Annotated in this window: 20 protein-coding genes and 1 pseudogene; 16 read left to right on the top strand and 5 right to left on the bottom strand. The window is 37.5% G+C overall.

The window, feature by feature from the left end:
• The 15 genes and pseudogenes from BHV72_RS17530 to BHV72_RS17460 form a co-directional block, all read left to right on the top strand.
• Positions 1–247 (top strand): annotated as a pseudogene (locus BHV72_RS17530) (capsule biosynthesis protein); the annotation flags it as partial.
• 19 nt (positions 248–266) lie between these two features.
• A complete protein-coding gene (locus BHV72_RS17525) occupies positions 267–1,403 on the top strand; it encodes a chain-length determining protein (RefSeq protein ID WP_286857192.1) in 1,137 nt (378 codons plus the stop codon).
• 19 nt (positions 1,404–1,422) lie between these two features.
• Entirely contained in the window at positions 1,423–2,832 is a 1,410-nt protein-coding gene (locus tag BHV72_RS17520) for an undecaprenyl-phosphate glucose phosphotransferase (protein ID WP_286857191.1), read from the top strand.
• Positions 2,833–2,956: 124 nt separating this feature from the next.
• Positions 2,957–4,498 (top strand): oligosaccharide flippase family protein, encoded by a 1,542-nt coding sequence (locus BHV72_RS17515; protein WP_217298630.1) that lies wholly within the window; start codon positions 2,957–2,959, stop codon positions 4,496–4,498.
• Between the two features lie 104 nt (positions 4,499–4,602).
• On the top strand, positions 4,603–5,739 hold the full coding sequence (locus BHV72_RS17510) for a polysaccharide pyruvyl transferase family protein (RefSeq protein WP_217298629.1): 1,137 nt from the start codon (positions 4,603–4,605) through the stop codon (positions 5,737–5,739).
• The gene (locus tag BHV72_RS17505; protein ID WP_217298628.1) at positions 5,724–6,590 is read left to right on the top strand and encodes an SDR family NAD(P)-dependent oxidoreductase; all 867 of its coding nucleotides are present in this window, start codon (positions 5,724–5,726) and stop codon (positions 6,588–6,590) included. The genes BHV72_RS17510 and BHV72_RS17505 overlap by 16 nt, the downstream gene beginning before the upstream one ends.
• Before the next feature lie 17 nt (positions 6,591–6,607).
• Positions 6,608–8,296 (top strand): 2-succinyl-5-enolpyruvyl-6-hydroxy-3-cyclohexene-1-carboxylic-acid synthase, encoded by a 1,689-nt coding sequence (gene menD, locus BHV72_RS17500; protein ID WP_217298627.1) that lies wholly within the window; start codon positions 6,608–6,610, stop codon positions 8,294–8,296.
• 19 nt (positions 8,297–8,315) lie between these two features.
• Positions 8,316–9,389 carry a pyridoxal-phosphate-dependent aminotransferase family protein gene (locus tag BHV72_RS17495; protein WP_217298626.1) on the top strand — a complete coding sequence of 358 codons (1,074 nt, stop codon included), beginning with the start codon at positions 8,316–8,318 and terminating at the stop codon, positions 9,387–9,389.
• Between the two features lie 13 nt (positions 9,390–9,402).
• The gene (locus BHV72_RS17490) at positions 9,403–10,746 is read left to right on the top strand and encodes an adenylyltransferase/cytidyltransferase family protein (RefSeq protein WP_217298625.1); all 1,344 of its coding nucleotides are present in this window, start codon (positions 9,403–9,405) and stop codon (positions 10,744–10,746) included.
• 2 nt (positions 10,747–10,748) lie between these two features.
• Positions 10,749–11,426 (top strand): LicD family protein, encoded by a 678-nt coding sequence (locus BHV72_RS17485; RefSeq protein WP_217298624.1) that lies wholly within the window; start codon positions 10,749–10,751, stop codon positions 11,424–11,426.
• 65 nt (positions 11,427–11,491) lie between these two features.
• Positions 11,492–12,580 (top strand): glycosyltransferase family 4 protein, encoded by a 1,089-nt coding sequence (locus BHV72_RS17480; protein ID WP_217298623.1) that lies wholly within the window; start codon positions 11,492–11,494, stop codon positions 12,578–12,580.
• A 70-nt stretch (positions 12,581–12,650) separates the two neighbouring features.
• Entirely contained in the window at positions 12,651–13,841 is a 1,191-nt protein-coding gene (locus BHV72_RS17475) for an O-antigen ligase family protein (RefSeq protein WP_217298622.1), read from the top strand.
• A complete protein-coding gene (locus BHV72_RS17470) occupies positions 13,831–14,556 on the top strand; it encodes a glycosyltransferase family 2 protein (RefSeq protein ID WP_217298621.1) in 726 nt (241 codons plus the stop codon). Before BHV72_RS17475 ends, BHV72_RS17470 begins: the two co-directional genes overlap by 11 nt.
• Before the next feature lie 13 nt (positions 14,557–14,569).
• Positions 14,570–15,280, top strand: a complete 711-nt coding sequence (locus BHV72_RS17465) for a glycosyltransferase family 2 protein (RefSeq protein ID WP_217298620.1) — start codon at positions 14,570–14,572, stop codon at positions 15,278–15,280.
• A gap of 143 nt (positions 15,281–15,423) precedes the next feature.
• On the top strand, positions 15,424–16,560 hold the full coding sequence (locus BHV72_RS17460; RefSeq protein ID WP_217298619.1) for a glycosyltransferase: 1,137 nt from the start codon (positions 15,424–15,426) through the stop codon (positions 16,558–16,560).
• Positions 16,561–16,930: 370 nt separating this feature from the next.
• On the opposite strand, the gene BHV72_RS17455 is transcribed toward BHV72_RS17460, so the two are convergent.
• From BHV72_RS17455 to BHV72_RS17445, 3 genes are read right to left on the bottom strand one after another with little or no spacing between them, the layout of a single operon-like run.
• Positions 16,931–17,344 (bottom strand): N-acetylmuramoyl-L-alanine amidase, encoded by a 414-nt coding sequence (locus tag BHV72_RS17455; RefSeq protein ID WP_286857181.1) that lies wholly within the window; start codon positions 17,342–17,344, stop codon positions 16,931–16,933.
• 4 nt (positions 17,345–17,348) lie between these two features.
• Positions 17,349–17,456: a smalltalk protein gene (locus tag BHV72_RS17450; RefSeq protein ID WP_005680790.1), complete on the bottom strand. Its 108-nt coding sequence runs from the start codon at positions 17,454–17,456 to the stop codon at positions 17,349–17,351.
• Between the two features lie 25 nt (positions 17,457–17,481).
• Entirely contained in the window at positions 17,482–17,964 is a 483-nt protein-coding gene (locus tag BHV72_RS17445) for an HU family DNA-binding protein (protein WP_005680791.1), read from the bottom strand.
• Between the two features lie 220 nt (positions 17,965–18,184).
• Here BHV72_RS17445 and BHV72_RS17440 point away from each other — a divergent pair, with 220 nt between their 5' ends.
• Positions 18,185–18,403: a DUF4248 domain-containing protein gene (locus BHV72_RS17440; protein WP_005676221.1), complete on the top strand. Its 219-nt coding sequence runs from the start codon at positions 18,185–18,187 to the stop codon at positions 18,401–18,403.
• Positions 18,404–18,562: 159 nt separating this feature from the next.
• Here the strand turns inward: BHV72_RS17440 and BHV72_RS17435 are convergent, their stop codons facing one another.
• Positions 18,563–20,398: a DUF3987 domain-containing protein gene (locus BHV72_RS17435; protein ID WP_005676220.1), complete on the bottom strand. Its 1,836-nt coding sequence runs from the start codon at positions 20,396–20,398 to the stop codon at positions 18,563–18,565.
• Positions 20,395–21,045, bottom strand: a complete 651-nt coding sequence (locus BHV72_RS17430) for a BT4734/BF3469 family protein (RefSeq protein ID WP_005680792.1) — start codon at positions 21,043–21,045, stop codon at positions 20,395–20,397. The genes BHV72_RS17435 and BHV72_RS17430 overlap by 4 nt, the downstream gene beginning before the upstream one ends.
• Positions 21,046–21,755 lie beyond the last annotated feature (710 nt).

Genomic DNA, 21,755 nt, shown 5'->3' with positions numbered 1-21,755 from the left:
CTACCTGAATCAGGCGGGAGGTTATTCAGAGAATGCGAAGAAGAGTAAGAAGTTCATTGTTTATATGAATGGTCAGGTGACTAAGGTGAAGGGTAGTGGCAAGAAACAGATTGAACCAGGGTGTGAGATAATTATTCCTAGTAAGGCTAAGAAACGGACTAATATGGGTGATATATTGGGTTATGCCACCTCTTTTAGTTCATTGGGGTTGATGATTGCTTCTATTGCCAACTTAATTAAGAAATAACGACTATATCTTACTCACTATGATAGAACAGACACCAGAAAAAGACATAAAACAGAAACAGAATAATCATAATGATGAAGAGATCGAAATCGATTTAATAGGTATTCTTCGTAAGATTATAGGCATTCGTAAGACAATTTACAAAGCTGCCGGCATCGGTCTGGTAGTTGGTATTATTGTCGCAATAAGTATTCCCAAACAATATACGGTTGGAGTTACTCTTTCTCCTGAAATGGGAGGTTCTAAAGGCGGCGGTTTATCCGGTTTAGCCGCTTCTTTTTTGGGAAGTGGAGTTTCTATGAATGAAGGTACTGATGCCTTGAATGTTTCTTTGTCTGCCGATATTGTATCTTCTACTCCTGTGTCTTCTACTCCTTTTTTGTTGGAACTTTCTAATATGAAGGTTCCCGTATCAGGGGATGAGGAAATATCTTTAAGTTCATATTTGGATGAAGAATCTTCTCCTTGGTGGGGGTATGTGATCGGTTTTCCAGGTATGATAATAAGTGGGGTGAAGTCATTATTTGCTGAAGAAGATTCTGAATTAATAATTTCAAAAAAGGCAAATCAGGGTGCAATCGAATTATCTGGAAAGGAATTACAAAAGATTGAATCACTCAAGAAAAAGATTATAGCTTCCGTAGATAAGAAAACCTCAATGACTACAGTTTCCGTGACTTTCCAAAATCCGAAAGTTGCCGCAGTAGATTCTGTCGTAAGGAAATTGCAGGAATATATAATAGATTATCGTACTACCAAAGCAAAAGAAGATTGTCTTTATTTAGAGAGATTGTTTAAAGAGCGTCAGCAGGAATATTACGATGCCCAGAAGAAATATGCTGACTATATGGATTCTCATGATAATATAATTTTGCAAAGTGTTCGTGCCGAACAAGAACGCTTGCAGAATGACATGAGCCTTGCCTATCAAGTCTATAGTCAGGTTGCTAATCAACTTCAGGTAGCCAGAGCCAAAGTTCAGGAAGAAAAGCCTGTCTTTGCTGTTGTAGAGCCTGCGGTTATCCCATTATATCCTTCGGGAACCAGTAGAAAAATATATGTTTTAGCTTTTATTTTCCTATCAGTTTGTATTGTTATCTCTTGGAAGTTATTTGGAGAAGATATTCTGAATAAGTTCAAAGAAATCCGTGCCTAAAATCAATATTTAATGTGATATGGTATCAACAACCAGTCAAATAAATAAAGTTGTAGAGTTTATAGCAGTATTGGGAGATTTGATCATTCTGAACTTGTGTTTGTTCTTTCTCCTTTTCTTTTGGGAAGAAACATTTGTATCTTTACCTTTTTCCTGCAGAGTTTCATGGATGATGACCTCGTTAAGTCTTTGTTATTTGGCATGTTCGGTGTCCCGCGGTAGAGCATGGAATAGTCGGGCGATTCGTGCTGATCAGCTTGTGGTACGTGTGCTGAAGAATATTATCATCTTTTCTGTTTTTTGGGCGTGTATCATGGCTTTTAGTGGAATCTCCATAATATCTCCTCTATTTTTTATTATCTATTTTTTTATCCTTTTTGTCGTATTAAGTGTTTACCGCATAATTATCCGTCGTTTACTGATTGATTATTGTGCGAAAGGTAAACATAAAAGCTATGCTGTTTTTATCGGTGGAGGAGATAATATGCATACATTATATGAGGAAATGGAAAGCTCTTTGGCTGCCATTTATGAAGTTGTCGGTTATTTTGATGTTACTCCGAATGAGACTTTCTCCTCTCAATGCCGTTACTTGGGCAATCCAGACAATTTTGCCGATTTTATGTCCGGAAAAACATCCGTAAAACATGTATTCTGTTCTTTGGCAATGGATCAAGGACGGTATAATGTTCCCATTATAAACTATTGTGAGAATCATTTACTTCATTTTCATGGTGTCCCTAATGTTTGTAAAGGATTTCCCCAACGTATCTGGCATAGTATGATTGGTAATATGCCAATTTTGAATTTGAGATATGAACCTTTAAGTAAAGTAGAGAATCGTTTTTTGAAACGACTATTTGATATTGTGTTATCCGGTATTTTTCTGGTTACTATTTTTCCTGTTATTTACCTAATTGTGGGAACTATCATAAAATTGACTTCTCCCGGCCCTGTATTCTTCAAACAAATGAGGACAGGATTGAATGGCAGAGAATTCGAATGCTATAAATTTCGTTCCATGAGAGTGAATGATGAAGCAGACAAAAAGCAGGCAACAGTTGATGATCCTCGAAAGACTAAATTTGGAGACTTCCTTCGACGTTCTAATATAGATGAACTTCCTCAGTTTATTAATGTCTTTAAAGGTGAGATGTCTATAGTTGGACCTCGTCCTCACATGTTAGCTCACACAGAGACTTATGCGCGATTGATTGATAAGTATATGGTACGTCATTTTATTAAGCCTGGAGTGACTGGCTGGGCACAGACTCATGGTTTTCGTGGTGAAACGAAAGAGCTGTCTCAAATGGAAGGTCGTGTTCAGGCTGATATTTGGTATATGGAGCATTGGACGATATTGCTCGATTTATATATCATTTATAAGACTATAGCAAATGTGATTGTTGGAGAGAAGAATGCATATTGAGATAAGAAATACCGAGCTGATGAATGGCGTGGAAGTAGGTGATTGGGGAGGGAATTTATAATGGGAAAGGCATCTTAAAAAATGTTTTATAGTATCAAACACTTGATATGGACGTTCATTTGAGATGAAAGATTATTCCAAACAAAACAATGAGCGGATAGTAAAAAATACATTAACGTTGTATGTACGTACTGCTCTTGTAATGCTAGTCTCACTTTTTACCAGTCGTGTAGTACTTTCTGCGCTTGGTATTGAGGATTATGGTATCTATAATATAGTCGGAGGTGTTGTTGTAATGTTTTCTGTTGTGTCAGGGGCATTATCCGCTTCAATCAGCCGTTTTATTACTTTCGAATTGGGGCGTGCTGATATGAGGAAATTGAGAAGGATATTCTCTACTAGTATAAATATTCAAGTAGGAATATCATTGCTCATTCTAATATTAGGAGAAACGGTTGGGATATGGTTTCTTAATTATAAAATGAATATTCCGCTTGATCGATTGGAAGCAGCAAATTGGGTACTGCAATGTTCTTTGATCACTTTTGTAATTAATCTTGTCAGTGTGCCATATAATGCAGTAATTATAGCACACGAGAAAATGTCTGCTTTTGCGTACGTCAGTATTTTAGAGGTTATCCTTAAACTTCTAATAGCCTATTTACTTTATATTTCAATATGGGATAAGTTGGTAGTTTATTCACTACTTCTTGTTTTGGTTGCGATGACCATTCGTATAGTCTATGGGGTGTATTGTAATCGGCATTTTTTTGAAACACGTTATCAATTGGTTTTTGATCGTACTTTAATCAGGGATATGACATCATTTGCAGGTTGGGGCTTTTTTACTAATACAGCTTACTTATTTAACACTCAGGGGATAAATATCCTTATTAATATGTTTTTTGGTGTAGGTGTAAATGCGGCTTGTGGTATTGCTACTCAGGTGGAGAGCGCTATGATGCGATTTGTTAACGATTTTACAACAGCTTTGAATCCTCAAATAACGAAGTCATATGCAATAGGTAATTTTGATGTAATGAATAAGTTAGTAATACGTGGAGCAAAATTTTCTTATTTTCTACTGTTTGCTTTATCTCTGCCCATTTTGTTGGAGACACATTATATACTTGATTTTTGGTTAGGAAAAGTACCGGAGCATACAGTGACCTTTATTCGTCTTGTTACTATTGGAACAATGATTGATCGCTTAGGTAATACTGGTTATACGGCTTGTATGGCTACAGGGACAATTCGTCGTTATGTTCTTTGGATAACTTCTATTGGATGTCTTGTGTTTCCAATAACATGGTTGACATTCAAATTGGGGGCACCAGTAGAAACAGCGTACATAGTATTTGCTTGTGTATACATAGGAGTTGATATTGTACGATTATGGATTATGAAAAAATTACTCAATTTTCCTGTTGGGGAATTTGTTCGTGAGGTTGTGGGGCGGATAATTATCGTTTCTATTATGGCCGTTATCTTTCCTTTTATTATCATTCTTTTTTTTGATCAGTCTTTCGCTCGTTTGGTTATATCAACTGTAGTAAGTGTCTTGTCTGTATCTATTAGTATCTATCTTTTTGGGGTTACTACTAATGAACGCATTAAAATAACAACTAAAATAGTTTCTATTATTAAAAGTAGATTACATTATTGATGCTTTCTGTATATAGTGCATTTTTTATCTTCTGAAAAAAACAATATGTCAAATGTAAATTACAGAATAATTATTGTATATATGTTATATTAATTCCCAATAAAATGAAGACTTTTGGAATTGTCAGCTATAATAAATACGCTAATTTCACAAATTATGGTTCCGCATTACAGTCATGGGCTTTAAATACGGCTATAAATAAACTTGGTGAATCAATGGAATGGCGCGCAATGTTTGTAGACTATTGTCCGGATAGATTAGCTAATATGGATCCATTGCATCCTTTTGAAAATATGTGGGATCAAGATGATGAAGCGTGTAAACGTATAGAGTATAGTATGCAAGCTATACGAGAAAATTATGAAAAGTTTATGACGTTTTATGATCAGTTTTTTCTGCATACTAAGGATAAGTACACATCACAAAATTTTGATACAATATGTGGACGTGAAGGTATTGATGGATTTGTCTGTGGTAGTGATACTATTTTTTGTTATAAAGAATTCGGTTTTGACGATGGCTATTTTGCAAACTATGATGTAATGCGTAATGGGTATAGTGTGGCTTATGCTGCAAGCTTTGGTGATACAGATCTTAGGTCTATTGATAAAGAAGCTCTTAAAGCTAAATTACGTAACTTCCGTTACCTTGCTTTGCGTGAGAATCAGTTTCTTGACTTTACTCGTGAAGCTACAGAAGTAAAGGTTGAACAGGTTATTGATCCAACTTTGTTACTTACAGCCAGTGATTATGATACAATAGTAGCACCACGACAGATTGATGAACCTTATGTGTTGCTTTATTCACGTCGTTTTAATCCAGCCATGACAAAGTATGCAGACCGTTTATCAAAAGAAAAGGCTGTGAAAGTGGTTGATATTAGTCTTAGTGGAAGTAATCCCAATGGCCATATAATGCGTTATGATGCAGGTGTGGAAGAGTTTCTTTCATTAGTAAAGTATGCAGAGTGTATAGTAACAAATTCCTACCATGGAATGCTTTTTAGTATTATTTACAAACGTCCATTTTGTCTTTTCTCACGTGAACAATGCGATACAAAAAATGCACAGGTTCTACAGATGCTTGATTTGAGAGACCGTTCTATGGTCACTGGTAAAGAATCATTGAATAATACTATTGATTATGATAAAGTACACAAAATCATTGCTCTAAGACGAGAACAATCATTGAACGTACTTATTAACGAATTGAAAGGTATAGAAAAATGGTTGGAAGGATAAAAAGGATAATTAGTGGGATTCTTCGACAATTTGCACCTATTATAAGAGTTGAAGTTACATCTTTATCACCGAACCAATTATTAAAAGGACGTACTGCAATAATTACAGGTGGAACAAGTGGCATTGGATTTCAAATAGCTCGATCATTCTTATATGCAGGAGCTTGTGTGATAATTACTGGGCGTAAACAAAAAAGAGTGGATGAGGCATGTCGTAAATTATTGCAAGAGTGTAAAGAATGGAACGGGTATATTCATGGTATAGAAATGGATGTTACAAATATTAATCAGTTAGAGCAATGTTTTCAAGGAGTAATAGAAAATATAGGAAATGTTGATATTCTTGTGAATAATGCGGGATTGGAGGGTGGAAATATTAACTCTTGTACAGAGGAGGAATTTGATACTGTTATTAATACTAACATGAAAGGAGTATTTTTCTTATCTCGTATTGTTGCTCGATATATGGTAAAGCATGAGATTAAGGGAAATATTTTAAATATTTGCTCATCAAGTAGTCTACGTCCTGCTAATTCTGCTTATGCAATGTCAAAATGGGCAGTTCGTAGTTTAACTGAGGGACTTGCGCGAATGCTTATACCTTATGGTATTGTTGTGAATGGGATTGCACCAGGACCTACTGCGACTCCTATGTTGATGAAAACTGGTGTTACTGAAGATCTAAGTCTTTCTAATAATTTAATAGGGCGTTATGCTCTTCCTGAAGAAGTTGCTAATATGGCAGTAGTGCTGGTGAGTGGGATGTGTCGTATGGTTGTAGGAGATGTTTTGTATATGACGGGTGGTTCAGGACTAATTTACCATGAGGATGTGTCTTATCATTTTGATTAACTAAAAGATTATAAAATATGGAAATAACAAATATGAGTAACTTTCTACTTATTTCACTACTTAAACAGTATGGTATAAAAAGACTGGTTTTGTCTTCTGGAGCTCGTAATATCCCTTTTGTGACAGCCGTGGAAACAGATGATTACTTTGAATGTTTTTCGGTTATTGATGAACGTAATGCTGCATTCTTCGGACTGGGTATGTGCCAGCAATTACAAGAACCTATAGCTATTGCTTGTACGAGTGGGACAGCTGCAAGTAATTATTTGACAGGCGTAACTGAGGCTTACTATAGCCATGCTCCATTAGTTATAATAACTTGTGATCGTAGTCCCTATACGTTGAATCAACTTGAAACGCAAAAGATAGATCAACCTGCTATTTTTACAAGTGTAGTGAAGAAGTCCGTATCATTACCAGTTATTAAAGATGCTGATGATATATGGTATTGCCAACGTTTGTTGAATGAGGCTTTTATTAGTTTGAAACAGCATCAACCTGGACCTGTTCATATTAATATTCCTTTAGTAGGTGATACTAACGCACTATGGAATGAAAGTCTTAAGAAACTAAAGAATGCTCAAGTACGTAAAATAGATTATGTTGCAATTGATGATACAGAAATGTGGCAACAAATGGTCAAAACTTTGAGTAATAGGAAACGTGTAATAGTTGTGATGGGACAAGATTGCAGTGATGATGAAAATCTTCATCAGGCTTTGAGACAGTATTGTAGTTATACACAAGTTCCTATTTTGCTTGATAACCTTAGTAATTTTCGTTGTTCTCAAATGGTTTGGGCAGAACCTATTATTAAGGCACTTAATGCAGAAAGTATAGAAGGATTGCTCCCTGAAGTTGTTATCACTTTAGGGAACAATTTTCAGGAGCGCATTAAAGATCTATTAAAAGCTCATCAAGGCAAATTTGAACATTGGTCAATAGATCAAGAAGGTGTGATTCGTGATGTGTTTAAGAGTCAGACTGCTTTGTTTGAATGTAAGCCTGCGTATTTTTTTAGTTACTTTACGAAGAATGTGATTCCAACAGATGGTACATATTGTCATCGTTGGCAAGAATTGGCAGAGGCAATTAAACTTCCCGAGATGCCCTTCACAAATTTTTATGTTATAAAAGAGTTTACACGAGTAATTCCCAAAGATAGTATTTTGCATTTGAGTATTTTGAATGCTACACGACTAACACAATTCTTTGATATCGATCCTTCAATAAAAGTATATAGTAATGTAAATTCCTTTGGAATTGATGGGTGTTTGCCAACTTTTATAGGACAATCAGTGGCTACTGATACGATGTCCTTTCTTGTTATTGGTGACTTGAGTTTCTTTTATGGTATGAATGCATTGGCTATTAAACACAAGAAAAGTAATATTCGTATTCTATTGATAAATAATGGTGGTGGAGCAGAATTCCATATTGTTCCCTCTAGCAATGCTATTCCAACAATTGACAAACATATTGGTGCAGCTCACAATCATAAAGCGCAAGGTTGGGCTGAGTCAATGGAATATAAATATCTGAAAGCAGATGATAAGGAATCATTTTCCGTGGCACTAAATGAGTTTATCCGTACTGATCATGATTCTCCAGTTTTATTGGAAGTTTTTACGAATATGAAGACTGATGGGGAATTTTGCTTATCAGTATATCGTGAAGCCGAGAAGTGTATAAATCCCCTTTTATAAAAATAGAATTATATCATATATGCTTAATTTTACAGTTGGCCCAGTGATGTCTGATGAGACAGTTCGGGGCATAGGTGCCGAACAAGTACCTTATTTTAGAACTCTAGAATTTTCTGAGATAATGCTTGAAAATGAGCGATTGGTGAAATTGTTTGTTAAATCAGAAGAAGATGCTCGTGTGGTGTTTATAACAGGTTCAGGTACATCATCAATGGAAGCAACTGTAATGGATGTACTTTCTCCTGATGATAAGGTATTGGTTATAGATGGTGGCTCATTTGGGCATCGTTTTGTACAGATGCTTGAACTACATCATATTCCTCATTCTGTCATTCAAATGGAGTTAGGGCATAATATTAGAAAAGAACAGCTTGTTGAATTCGAAGGAAGGGGATATACAGCATTTTTGGTAAATATTGATGAAACGTCTACAGGTGTTCTTTATGATAAAGAACTAATCAGTGATTTTTGTCGGCGTAATAATATGCTTTTCGTTGTGGATGCTATTAGTTCTTTTTTAGCAGATGAGTTTGATATGGCTGATTTGGGAGTTGATGTGGTGATTGCTGGATCACAGAAGGCATTGGCTTGTCCTCCGGGCATATCGTTGATAGTTTTGTCAAAACGGGCACAGCAGCGTGTAGAAGAACATCCTATAAAATGTATGTATTTGAGTTTGAGAGAAGCTTTGAAGAATGGCGAACGAGGACAGACGCCATGGACACCTGCTGTGGGGATACTTCGGCAGATAAATATACGATTACGTGAGATTGAGGGAGCTGGTGGTGTTGAGAATGAAATAAAAAGGATAGCTACAATAGCAACCGATTTTCGTAAACGTATAAAGGATATGCCTTTTGAGATAGTTTCGGAGTCTTTAAGTAATTGTGTAACGCCTCTGCATCCTACTACAACCTCTGCATATGATATATTTACTATCTTGAAAGATGAGTATCAGATTTGGGTATGTCCTAATGGTGGTGAATTAAAAGATAAGGTGTTCCGCGTAGGACATATAGGAGCTTTGAGTATTGAGGATAATATAAAGTTAGTAGATGCATTGCAAGATATGCAGAAACGTGGAATGATTTAAGTAATCCGAATGTATGATAAAGGTTATAACATACGGAACATATGACTTACTACATTATGGGCATATAAGGCTTTTGAAACGTGCAAAAGCACTTGGCGATTATCTTATTGTAGGAATTACAGCTGACAGTTTTGATGTAGCTCGTGGAAAAATCAATGTGCGGCAGTCATTAATAGAACGTATAGAAGCTGTAAAGGCTACAGGTTTGGCAGATGAGATTATTATTGAGGAATATGAGGGCCAGAAGATTGATGATATTCGACGTTTTGGAGTAGATATATTTGCAATTGGTAGTGATTGGAAAGGACATTTTGAGTATCTTAACGAGTTCTGTAAAGTTGTTTATCTTGATCGTACTCAAGGGATATCTAGTTCTGAACTTAGGGCAGAGAAAAGAGAATTATGTATTGGACTTGTAGGAGAATCAGGTATTCTCAACAAATTTGAAAATGAAAGTAGTTTTGTCAATGGGGTAAAAATCGTAGGTATTTGTACGCAAGATGACTCTGAATTATCTGACCGTTTAAAAAACTTACCGATAAAAACTGACAATTTAGAAATTCTTTTAGAGAATGTAGATGCTCTTTATATAGTTTCGATTCCATTGAAACATTATGAACAAATTAAAATGGCCTTGTGTAAAGGTAAACATGTATTGTGTGAGTCGCCTATTGCGATAAATATTGATCATTTGGCAGAGTTGAGACTGCTGGCAAAAGAGAATAAATGTATTTTAATGGACTCTATAAAGACTGCTTTTTCGACAGCTTATTATAGAATGCTTTTATTAGCCAAAAGTGGTGTAATTGGTCGGATTATTTCAGTGGATGCTGTTTGTACAAGTCTCTCCGATCTAGAATCTAAAAAAGAAAAAAAACGTTCTAATACATGGAATAGTATTTGTGCGTGGGGACCAACTGCTATGTTGCCTATATATCAACTTTTGGGTACCAATTATCTTTCAAAAAATATAGTATCTCATTTTGATGAACAATGGGATCATTTCGATCTATTTACTAATATTACTTATGTATATTCTAATGCCGTAGCATCATTTAAAGTTGGAAAAGGGGCTAAAAGTGAGGGAGAGTTGATTATTAGTGGTACAAAAGGGTATATTTATGTTCCTGCTCCTTGGTGGAAAACTGATTACTTTGAAATCCGTTTTGAAAATCCAGTAAATAATAAACGATATTTTTATCAGCTCGATGGTGAGGGTATTCGATACGAAATCTTATCTTTTGTAAAAAGCATAGAAACTCTTGTAAATAATTCGTATATCGATGATGAGGTGTCGAAAGCTATGGTTCAAACGATAGCTGATTTTTATAATAGTAATGACGTAATAACGATTTAGGTATGACTCAGAAAACTATAATGATTCAAGGAAAAACTTTTGTCTATAATGATGAGCTTTCCGATATAAAGTATGATAATATGGAAGCTATTACAGAAGAGCAAGCACGTAATCTTATTCTTAAAACAAAGGAAGTGTTTGGTAAAGTAGGACTTGATTTTTATTTAAATGTTGGAACTTTATTGGGAGCGGTAAGAGAACATGGACTTATCAAAGGTGATGAAGATGTAGATGTATTTATTGATGATGAAGATAAATTATTTAATAACCTTCCTTTTTTTCAAGATAATGGACTTTATCTCTGTCGTATGATTAGACGGCAGATATATTCATTTAAAATCGGAGATAATTCTTTTATTGATGTTTATATATTAGGTCCCTTGGGCTTTTCTATTTGGACCCCATGGTGCTATAGGCTATGTACTTGTGTGACTCCAAAGAGATTTTTTAAAGAATACCAAGATATTATTTTTTTGGGTGTACAATGTAAATGTGTCAAAGATCCAGAGAAGATTCTTGAGTTTTGGTATGGGAAGGACTGGCGTGTTCCTGTTCGTAGTCATAAATTTTATTATGAGGTTCCTTCTGCTTATTATTGGCATTGTTTAAAGAGATACTTTAAGGGAATAGTGAAATTCTGCATCGGTTGGAAGTTCTGGAAGCACTTAGTGAAAGAATAGTTACGCTTTTTTATTATGCTAGTTATAATGTAGATATAGTTTATATGAGAAATTGATGAAATGATATGTCAAATTTGAAAATATTTTTTTTGGCTGAATGGTTAAAGGATAGGCCAAAAACTTGGTCGGGTACAAGCTGGGGACTTTATACTGCGTTATTACGAAAAACATCAGTAAAAGACATTAATCTAAATAAAAACTTTGTAGAACGTATTTGGTGCTATGTTTGGAGTTTGCTTGATATGGGGATAACGAAAATTAAAAGACAAAGAAGTTATGCTCGTAGAATGATAGGTAATACTGAAGAAGGAAAAGTACTTCAGTTTTCAGAAGTTTTATATGATTCATCTCATCTGAAAACTTATATATATCAAGACCTCTCTGTTTCATATATTGAATATATAGCTAAATATATTCCTGAGATTTTTGCAGTTTCTGCTTTTGGACATTTATCTATTAAGGCTATTGAACGGAGAGCTTTAATTCAGAATGAGTACTATACGGGATGTAGTGGCATTTATACTATGGGAAAATGGCTGGCAAATGATTTAGTAGAACGTTGTGGTATTCCGTCTTCTAAAGTTTATCATGTTGGAGGAGGAATCAACTTGGATAAAACACTTATTAATTATGGGGAAAAGCAAGGTAATAAATTGCTATTTGTAGGGAGGGATTTTCGTCGTAAAGGTGGTTTACTGTGTTATGACGCTTTTTGTCACCTAAAAAAAATACGGCCTGATGTAGAATTTTATGTTGCAGGTCCCTCTACTAATCCATTTCCTAAAAATAAGGTTAGTGGGTATTATTTTATGGGTGATTGTGACTCTCGAAAGTTGGCAACATTGTTCAACTTATGTGATGTTTTTGTTATGCCTTCATATTTTGAAGCATATGGACTGGTTTTTATTGAAGCTTTGACATTTGGTCTTCCATGTATTGGACGCAATGCTTATGAGATGCCTTTTTTTATAGAGAATGGTGAAACAGGGTATTTATTAGATAAAGATGATATCGGTGAATTGGCTAATCTAATGAATAAATTGCTTTGTGATGATCGTATAAAACAAAATGTTAGAAATAAGAGAGATTGGTATATCAATGAATACTCTTGGGATACAGTTGCTGAAAGGATTATTAAAGTAATGGAAAGCTGATATGGATTACTCAAGAAAAGTTCGTGTTTAAAGGGAATATACTAACAAAGTAATGGTGTGGTAGTGAATTATGATATTAACAAAAAGGAAACAGTATATATGGGATTATTTTGTTGCTCTTGTTTTTATTTTTACTACGGGAACAATTGCTTGGTTTCAGTATGTAACTCCAGGAGTCGCATTTGTTTTTTTTCTGATTATTGCTGTTGTTAATAGTTTTATATATAGATCCCGTATCCCTTTAGGTGTTAAGAATAAATCATTTTATTATTGTTTATTTGTTTTCTTTCTTTGTGGACTAGGAATGATCTTTTTTTATAGCCCTCCTAAAGAAAATTCGATAGTAGGCTATCTTGTAGCAATGTTTGCTTCATATTTAGTTATTTCCCGATATGATTTTTATTATTTTAGGCGTCTTTTAACTAATGTCGTTTTTTGGATAGTTTTATTAGGTATTCCTGTGTTTCTGTTGACAGAAATAGATTTATTACCTCTAACAATTTTGCATGTTTCAACTGATTATGAAATGTTTTTTATTTATTCAATTGGTTGGCCCAGTCATTTTGGACGATTTGCAGGAATTTGGCATGAACCAGGAGCTTGTCAAATTATTTTAAATACGATTCTATGGTTGCATATTGATGAGGTAAGACACTGGAGATGGGAAAAAGGGCAATTAATCAAATTAATAGTGATATTAATAGGGCTAATATTAACATTCTCTACTGGTGGATATATTGTATTTCTACTATTCTTATGTGCTTGTGTATGGAAGTTGCCTATGAAAAGGAGGATTAGACGTTGGCTTTATCCATTAATTATCATTTCTTTTTTATGTGTAATAGTCGCTATCTTGAATAGCGAAACAGTATATGATAAACTCTTCGCTGAAAAAGCTAGTGTATCTAAAGTAAGTAGAACATTAGATATTTTGGCTATGTGGCAAATGGCGTTAGAACGACCCTATTGGGGATATGGATTAGGTACTATTGATTTTTGGAAGAGGTCTGAGGAGCTGGGTAATGTAGCTTGCAGCAATGGACTTATTTATGGTTTCGCATCTATGGGTTTTATTTGGGCATTCATTTTTTTGTCCCAAGTATATCGATCTATAAAACGAATGAACTTTAGCATATCTCCTTTATGGTTATTCTTAGCTTTTCTTTTACTTCAGTCTAATGAAAGATATTTAGAATTTCCTATAACATTTCTCTTTGTGTTTTATTTCTATTCATATAATAGTGTGAAGTATGGAAAATAATAAAAGTCCGTTGATTAGTATAATTACTGTTTCTTTCAATTGTGTTAAAACAATTGAAGAGACTATTCTTTCAGTTATAAATCAGAGTTATACTTCTATTGAATATATAATTATTGATGGAAAAAGTACCGATGGTACAATTGAAATAATAAAAAAATATGCAGATCGAATTTCCTTCTGGGTCAGTGAAGAAGATAATGGGATTTATGATGCAATGAATAAAGGGTTAAAGCAAGCTAGTGGAGATTTTGTTCTTTTTTTGGGCGGAGATGACCACTTAATTTCATATCATATATTGCAGGATATCGTACCGCGAATGCAAATAAGTAATGTTTGTGTGTATCATGGTGATGTGTATCGTTGTGTTAGCAAAGATATATATGGAGGGAAATATAATTATTATAAATTGGCTATAAGAAATATGCCGCACCAAGCTTTATTTTATCCAAAATCAATTTATAAAAAATATAATTATAATGTGAAGTATTCTCTTTTTGCTGATTATCAGTATAATATGATGCTTTTCTCGAAATATCCTTTTAAATATCTAAATCAAACTATTGCTTGGTTTAATGACGCGGGAAGTTGCGTAAAATATCGTGATGTGTGTTTTGATAAGGATAAGAAACATATTATTATTGCTTTTTTGGGATATATGCCTTATTATGTTGCTATATTCTATCATTTCTTAAGAGGTTTAGTAAAGAATGGTTAGAGTTAGTGTATGTATGGCTGTATACAATGGCGAAAAGTTCATAAAACAGCAAATAGAGTCTATATTAAAGCAACTTACATTAGAAGATGAAATAATTATTTCTGATGATGGGAGCACAGATGGAACTTTGCAAATTGTAAATGATTTCCGAGATTGTCGTATCAAAATTGTGAAAAATGCTCAGAAGCATGGCTTTGTTGGAAACTTTGAAAATGCTTTACGATATGCTTCTGGTAATTTTATATTTTTCTCAGATCAGGATGATGTTTGGGAATTAAATAAAATAGAGCGTTGTCTTTATTTTTTGCAAAAATATGATTTAGTGGTTCATAATGCTTTATTGGTAGATTCTAAAGGTGAATCTTTGAATCGAAAGTACTTTGATACTTTACATAACTCTAATAGTTTTCTATATAATTTTTATAAAACGAGATTTCTTGGTTGTTGTATGGCATTTAATAGAAAAGTATTGAAAGAGTGTTTGCCTTTTCCTAGGAATATAGTAGCACATGATTATTGGATTGGTATGTATTGGTTATTTAAGTATCATCGAAGTGTATATTTTTTAGAGGAAATACTCATGTGCTATAGAAGACATGGAGGAAATGTTTCTACTTCTTCTGAAAAGTCAAATAATTCATTTCTTTATAAAATACTGATAAAGAGGTTTTATCTACTAAAATCTATAATTAAAAGATTTATTAAAATACAGTTTAAACGTTGAATGTCGTTCCTATGAGGAATTATTATGTTTTGATTAGGTAATACTAGATTGGTAGTTTGGGGTGTTGATAAAAAGAGTTTATGGAATTTTATATGAGGACTATTACAGCGAATGCTAATTAAATAATAGAATTTTGATATCTAATGAAAGATAGTGAAAAAAAGGGGAAAAAAGTACTTCATATCTCTAAGTATTATTACCCATATCTTGGTGGTACTGAATCTGTATGTCAGGATATTGTGGAAGGGTTAGAGGGGTATAATAACCGGGTTATATGTTTTAATGATTCCAATCGGACTATTTGCAGTGAAATAAACGGTATAGAGGTTTTGCGAATCGGGTGTTTTATGAAAGTAGCAAGCCAATCATTTTCTTTTCTTTATTATTCCTATTTAAAAAGAAATATCCAATCTTGGCAGCCTGATATTATTCATTTTCATCATCCTAATCCTTTTGTTGCATTTCTATTGATTAGATTAATTCCTGCCAGTACGAAGTTAATCGTTCATTGGCATTTGGATATTACGAAACAGAAATATATTTATCCATTGGTGAGAGGGAATGAACGTAAGTTGTTAGAACGTGCGGACAGTATTATTGTAACAAGTCCCAAGTATAGGGATGCTTCATTACCATTAAAACCTTTTTTACAGAAAGTAAAAGTTGTGGCTAATGGAATAAATATTCATCGCCTTGACTTACAAGATAACGATGAGATGATAATAAAAGATATTCGTAAAAAATATCATAATAAAAAGCTGATCTTTTTTATCGGACGTCATGTGGAGTATAAGGGACTAAGGTACCTGATTGAAGCAGAGAAATATATTACTACAGATTGTCATATTGTTATAGCTGGACAAGGTCCTTTGACTGAGGAGTTAAAAGCTAAGGCAAATTTGGAACGCGTCAGTTTTGTGGGACGTTTAAGTAACGATGAGTTACGATGTTATCTTCATGCAGCAGATGTATTTGCTTTTCCTTCTATTACCAAAAATGAGGCTTTTGGACTTGCGCTTGCCGAAGCAATGTATTGTAGATGCCCTGCTGTTACTTTTCATATTGAAGGATCGGGGGTTAATTGGGTTTCATTAAATGGTGTAACGGGAATTGAGGTTAATAATTCGGACAGTAAGGAGTATGCCGCGGCCATAGATACACTATTGAAAGATGATTCTTTGAGAAAGCAATATGCGGATGCTGCAAGGAAAAGGGTGATAGAATACTTTACGATAGAAAAAGAACAGGAAGCAGCGAATGAGCTTTATAGACTATTGTAATTTTTATTTTTTCTAATGGTTGAATTTTGAGGACCGGTGGGTATAAAATGATTGTACGCCTGGTGATTATATAATGAATGTTCGTGAGAATGAAAGTGGTATAAAATAAAATGTTGAGATGTAATTAGCACTTAGAGTGTTTGTATGTGAGATGAAGAGAATGTAGGTCCCTAGTTTCATGTTAACGCATGATTCTCCTACATTACATAGATTGGAAAGAGTACGACGGTACCTTTCCGGTCTATAACCCCGGCACCGGGGGGTATCCGGTGTTAATTTCCCACGATATCAACGGTCTGTGAAGATAGTTGATATTTTTAACAAAACAAACAGCTGCGGGAGACAGTATTACACTGCCTCCCGTAGCTGTTTATATATTAGAATACTCCTTTGTGCAGCTAAAGCACGGGCACTCCTTCATCGGATTCAAATCATGGTGCCCCACGATCAACGCTTTCGGAAACTGCCTGCGCAGTTCGCGTAATAGAGCCAGCAGGGAACCCCGTTGTTCAAGCGTTCGAGTATCCTTCGGGCAACAGTCAGCATCCAGTCCTCCTTCGTAGCAGATACCTATCGAGTGGGAGTTGTGGTTACGGCAGTGTGCCCCGACCTTTTCGAGAGGACGGCCACGGTGGATCTCTCCGTCGCGTGTAATGTAGAAATGATAGCCGATGTCGCGGAATCCCCAGTGGAGGATGTGGTCCAGTCGGCAGGCTTCCGCCGAAAGGGATTTCCCCTCCGGCGTGGCACTGCAATGAATGATAATCAGTGTGATAGTTCTCATCAGCTTACATACAGCTTTGCACTCCGAGCACACCCCCTATGGCGGTGGCGACAGTAATGATAATTTTGAGAACCAGGCTCCATACGGAGCGGCGTGACGATGAATTGCTCATAATTTATTTTTTTAAGGTTAAGAAATTAGACTGACGGATCAGGAGTCACTCCACCGCCGCCCGGGTTGGGATTCGGCGTATTACCGGAACCACCTCCTTCGGTAGTCGGCTTCTGATACTCCGCTTGCTGCTTCAGTTGGCTGTCGAGTTTCAGGTTGGTAGTCGAGAGGTTACCGGTGGCACGTGCTTTGAGGCGCATACCGGTGATATTCTTCTCCAACGAAAAATCCTCCAGCGTTTCGGCTGCCTTACTGCGGATTCCCACACCGAAAATGGCGAGATCGTCAATTTTCACACTCTTGCCGTCGAGCAGCAATTCCTTGATACAGTCCACCATGTCGGTGAGTACACCTTTGATGACACCACTCGAATACGGTGAATTGTGTTTCGACATGTGTTCGGCGAGCTTGGCCAGATCGAATGTCTCGTCGCTTACCGCACGGGCGAACCACTTGCCCGCATTCACACCTTTCTTCTGCTGGTTCTGATAGATTTTGTAACGAATCATAACACTATAAATTAAAGGGTTAAACATATTGTCGTGGGGAGCTGTTTCCCTTCCGACGATACAAAGATAACACCCCGTAATCCCGGAAAATCAGTTGTATACAATTGTATGCGGTTGTTGTCGGTTAAGGACAGTAACGGTCGGTTATTCAACGGAAAAGCGTAGGAAATGTGAAGGCTTTTTGTTACATTTGTAGCTAATAATTTAAAACTTATCCATTATGAAAGAATTCACGATACGTGCTTATGGACGCATGGAACTGGCGCAACTTTATTCTCCCGAACTGACCGATATTGCCGCATATCGAAAGATGAAGAAATGGATCGAACGGTGTCCCGGACTTCAGCAACGCTTGTATGATTTGGGCTACCAACCCGAACACCGTTCTTATACACCATTGGAGGTGAGAGTGATTGTGGATGCATTAGGAGAACCTTAGAGGGATTCGCTTTAGGATAACAAAAGCACCGCTTTAAGACGGCTAAAGCATAGCTTTACGCACTCTAAAGCTATGCTTTACGTCTTACAAGATACAACGTCTTACAACACACACTACTGTGGTTTCGGGTACAGCAGGTACACTTTTCCGGGGGCTCTCTTACGCACGCACACGCGCGCGAGCAATCATATAGTTTCCTTTGCCGTCTACGTGAACCAGATCTCCGTAGTCTACCAGACGTTTCAGCCAGATGAGCGCGGTGTTCTCCTTAATACCCATGACAGCTGCCTGCTCTCGTACCTGTTTGCGGGTAAACGTGGTCCCCAGTTTCATGAAGAAAAAATCACGCTCGACGTTTGCCCGGCGACTGATTTCTGTGGGAGGAAGGAAAGAAAGTATATGCATGGCATGGCAGTAGAGGGGCTCGGCAAGTTGGAGCACCGCTTTGAAATCACTCGGAGTGATCTTGACATCCCAGCGGGTGATGATGCCGTCTTTGATATTGTCATCGGGAATCTCCTTGTCCGGAGTCAGGAGAGGGGTAGAAGATGCTTTGAGTTGATAGGGCTGTGCGCTTTCGAGCGCACGCAATACAGCCACTTCCGCCATGATACGGCATGTGTTGACACCCAGACGGGCCACGAAACTATACATCTCATTCCCGTTGGCTATACCCGAACGGGTGAAAAGGGCAGAGAATAGAGTGTCAAATTCTTGTTTCTGCTCGTCGGTGAGCCGGAGTGTGTGGAGACCGTGTGCCTTCAGTAAGTCCAGTTTCTTTTTCCAATCCAATCCTATGGTGGTGAATATCTCTTCTATGTCTATGTCTCCTGTCGTAAACTGGCTTACCCACTGCCAGATACCGGGCATATAGTAGAACAGCTGGCGGGAGAAAAGCCCGTTTTCCGCCGAAGGGATGAGGGCTTTTACCTGCGCCGGAGTTCCGGAAAGCAGGACGGAGAGGTAGCTTTTTTTAATTTCCCGGTATTCCTGGTCGGTACGGCGGTTGTAAGACAAACGGTCGTGGTCGAATGCTTTGCGCAGGGTGTCGCTCCAGTGTCCGTAATCCGATCCTATGGCGGTGGACAGGGTATCCGCTTCGGACTCACAGATAAATCCTGTTCCGTTGGCGTCCATGATGTTTTGCAGAATGCCGGTGCCGGTATTGTTGCCCGCGATGAGGAACATTTTGTTGGCCGGTATTTGCGGGGCGTCTATTTTAGAACGTTCCTTGCCCATTGCTTCGTAGGCGGCTTTGGCTTTTTTGTAGGCTTTTATTTCTTCGGCCCATTCGGCGCGGAGCTGGTCATGGATAGGATCCACAAGCAGCCGTATGGATGACAGGGCACTTTTTCCGGAAGCAGGGAGAGCTATAATGAAACTTTGCATGCAGGGGGACTGGAGTTTACCGCCATAAGGACACCGTACATACCGTTCCATGCAAGAACCCAGAGCGGTCAGTGCTCCCAATAGCATGACATCGTTCTGTGCGTCGGTACTTCCGTAACTCATAATACGTTGCAGGAGTTCCGGCCAGTCGGCTGCCGGAAAGGTGGGTAGCGGCTGTTTGGGTTCGCTACCCGGCAACAGTTCCTCAGACTCCGGACTCTCGCTATTGTATACCTTATTACGCGCGCACGTGTGTGCGGAAAGTTTTTGCGCTGTACCTGCTGTACCTTTTGTACCTGTCCGGCTGTTTGCAACCTCCTCTTTGCGGACGGTAACTCCTGCCGCTTCGGCGAGATAGAACACCGTGCCCAGATGCATATCCCCATGATTGGCAGTGAGTGCGTTGGAGAATATCCGTTCGGCGTGTTCGCGTTGGTATTTGGCGGAAACCCGGCACAAACGGTGGAAAAAGTCGCGTCCCTCTTCGCCGCAATCGGTTGCAATGGCGAACGCCAGGTGTACGTATTCGATGTAAGTGGGGGCAATGTCAGCCTTGGCTGTTTCTACTGCCTCCGTGAGGCGGCGTAATGATTCAAGTTCATTCATTTTTTTATAGATTGAGAATTAATAATGTTACGAAATAATGCATCCGGATCGTAATTGAGGAAACAGGCCCTTACGAGGTCTTTTCCCGAACAGTCCACGCCTTTCGAGGCATTTCTGCCAGAATTGTCAGGTTCCGGGCCGTATGCCATTTCGACATACTGCATGGCTTTGTTCATACTTTCCGTGATATTTTGTGCTTCGTCTTCGGGATACAGCGTTCCGGAAGGGACGAAAGCCTTCACTCCCCGGCCGCTCGGACTGACATACGTGAGCACGGGGCAGAGGAAGGGATCATCGAATAGCAGACGGCGCATACTGACGGCTTCGTCGTAGGAGTCGAGGTTGTCCACATCTATCACGACCAGTCCGGAAGGGGATACGAAACACTTGCTGTTGCGGCGTGTGAAGGTGCCGCAGGGTGTCACGTAAGGCAGCAGTGTCGCTTTGGCAGTCCGCATGTCCGGAGCGTTGCGTACCTGAGCGGTCAGGAGTTTGAGATTCTCGTTGCAGGTAATCATTTGGAAGACCTGCTCCACGGAGACTTCGCAGAAGGGGAGGAGCGTGGGAGGAGTAACCATTCGTCCCTGTTCGTTCCTGACAGGAGCGATAGGTGGCATGAAATATGACATTCTGTACTGGTTTGGCATAATCTTTGTTGTTTACGGGTCAAAAACTTTTCTTCTTTCAAAACGTGCTTGATTTTCAAAACACGACGTGAAACTACGAAAAACAAAAAAATAGACGGTTCTGATATGTCAGAACCAATGTGAAAATAAATAACATACTAAGGTGTATTTTTAACAACTAATAGATATTGAACATGAAAAAGAACTTCAAACACGTCCTTCTAGGTACTTTTATCGATGAATCACTTAAATGCGCAAACTTGACAATGACTCACTTATGCAAAGAAACCGGTATGGGGAAAGCCAGCTATGAGAATATAAAAAAGGGGAGGATATGAAACTGCACTACTACGAATCCATTCTGAACTTCTACTGTGACAGTCTGACGGAAGAGTGCGGTATCTCTGGTATAGAAAGAAGCGCGAGGAGGAGGGCGGAAATATGAATGAATAGGGATAAATGAACGGGGACGGGTGATTTTGTGATAAATAGCTTTATTTCTTTGGCTTTGAACGTAAGAGTTGTTATCTTTGTTCTCCAGAATTTATAGTACAAAATGAAAATACAGGAAGAATGGTTGGAAAGTGAGTCCGGATTGGATATGGAACAAAACAATTCGTCGACTATTTATCCCAATGCAGAAGTGCGGGTGGAGAAGGCTCAGTTTAGTATTTTGCACTTACGGCGTTTATGTGTAGAGAGGAAAGAAATAATAATTTCTCCGGATTTTC

Origin of the sequence: Bacteroides sp. 43_46 (assembly GCF_001915455.1) — a bacterium.
Classification (GTDB): Bacteria; Bacteroidota; Bacteroidia; order Bacteroidales; family Bacteroidaceae; genus Bacteroides; species Bacteroides caccae.
Note: the sequence above shows the minus strand (reverse complement) of the source record. Positions and strands in the feature narration are given on the sequence as shown.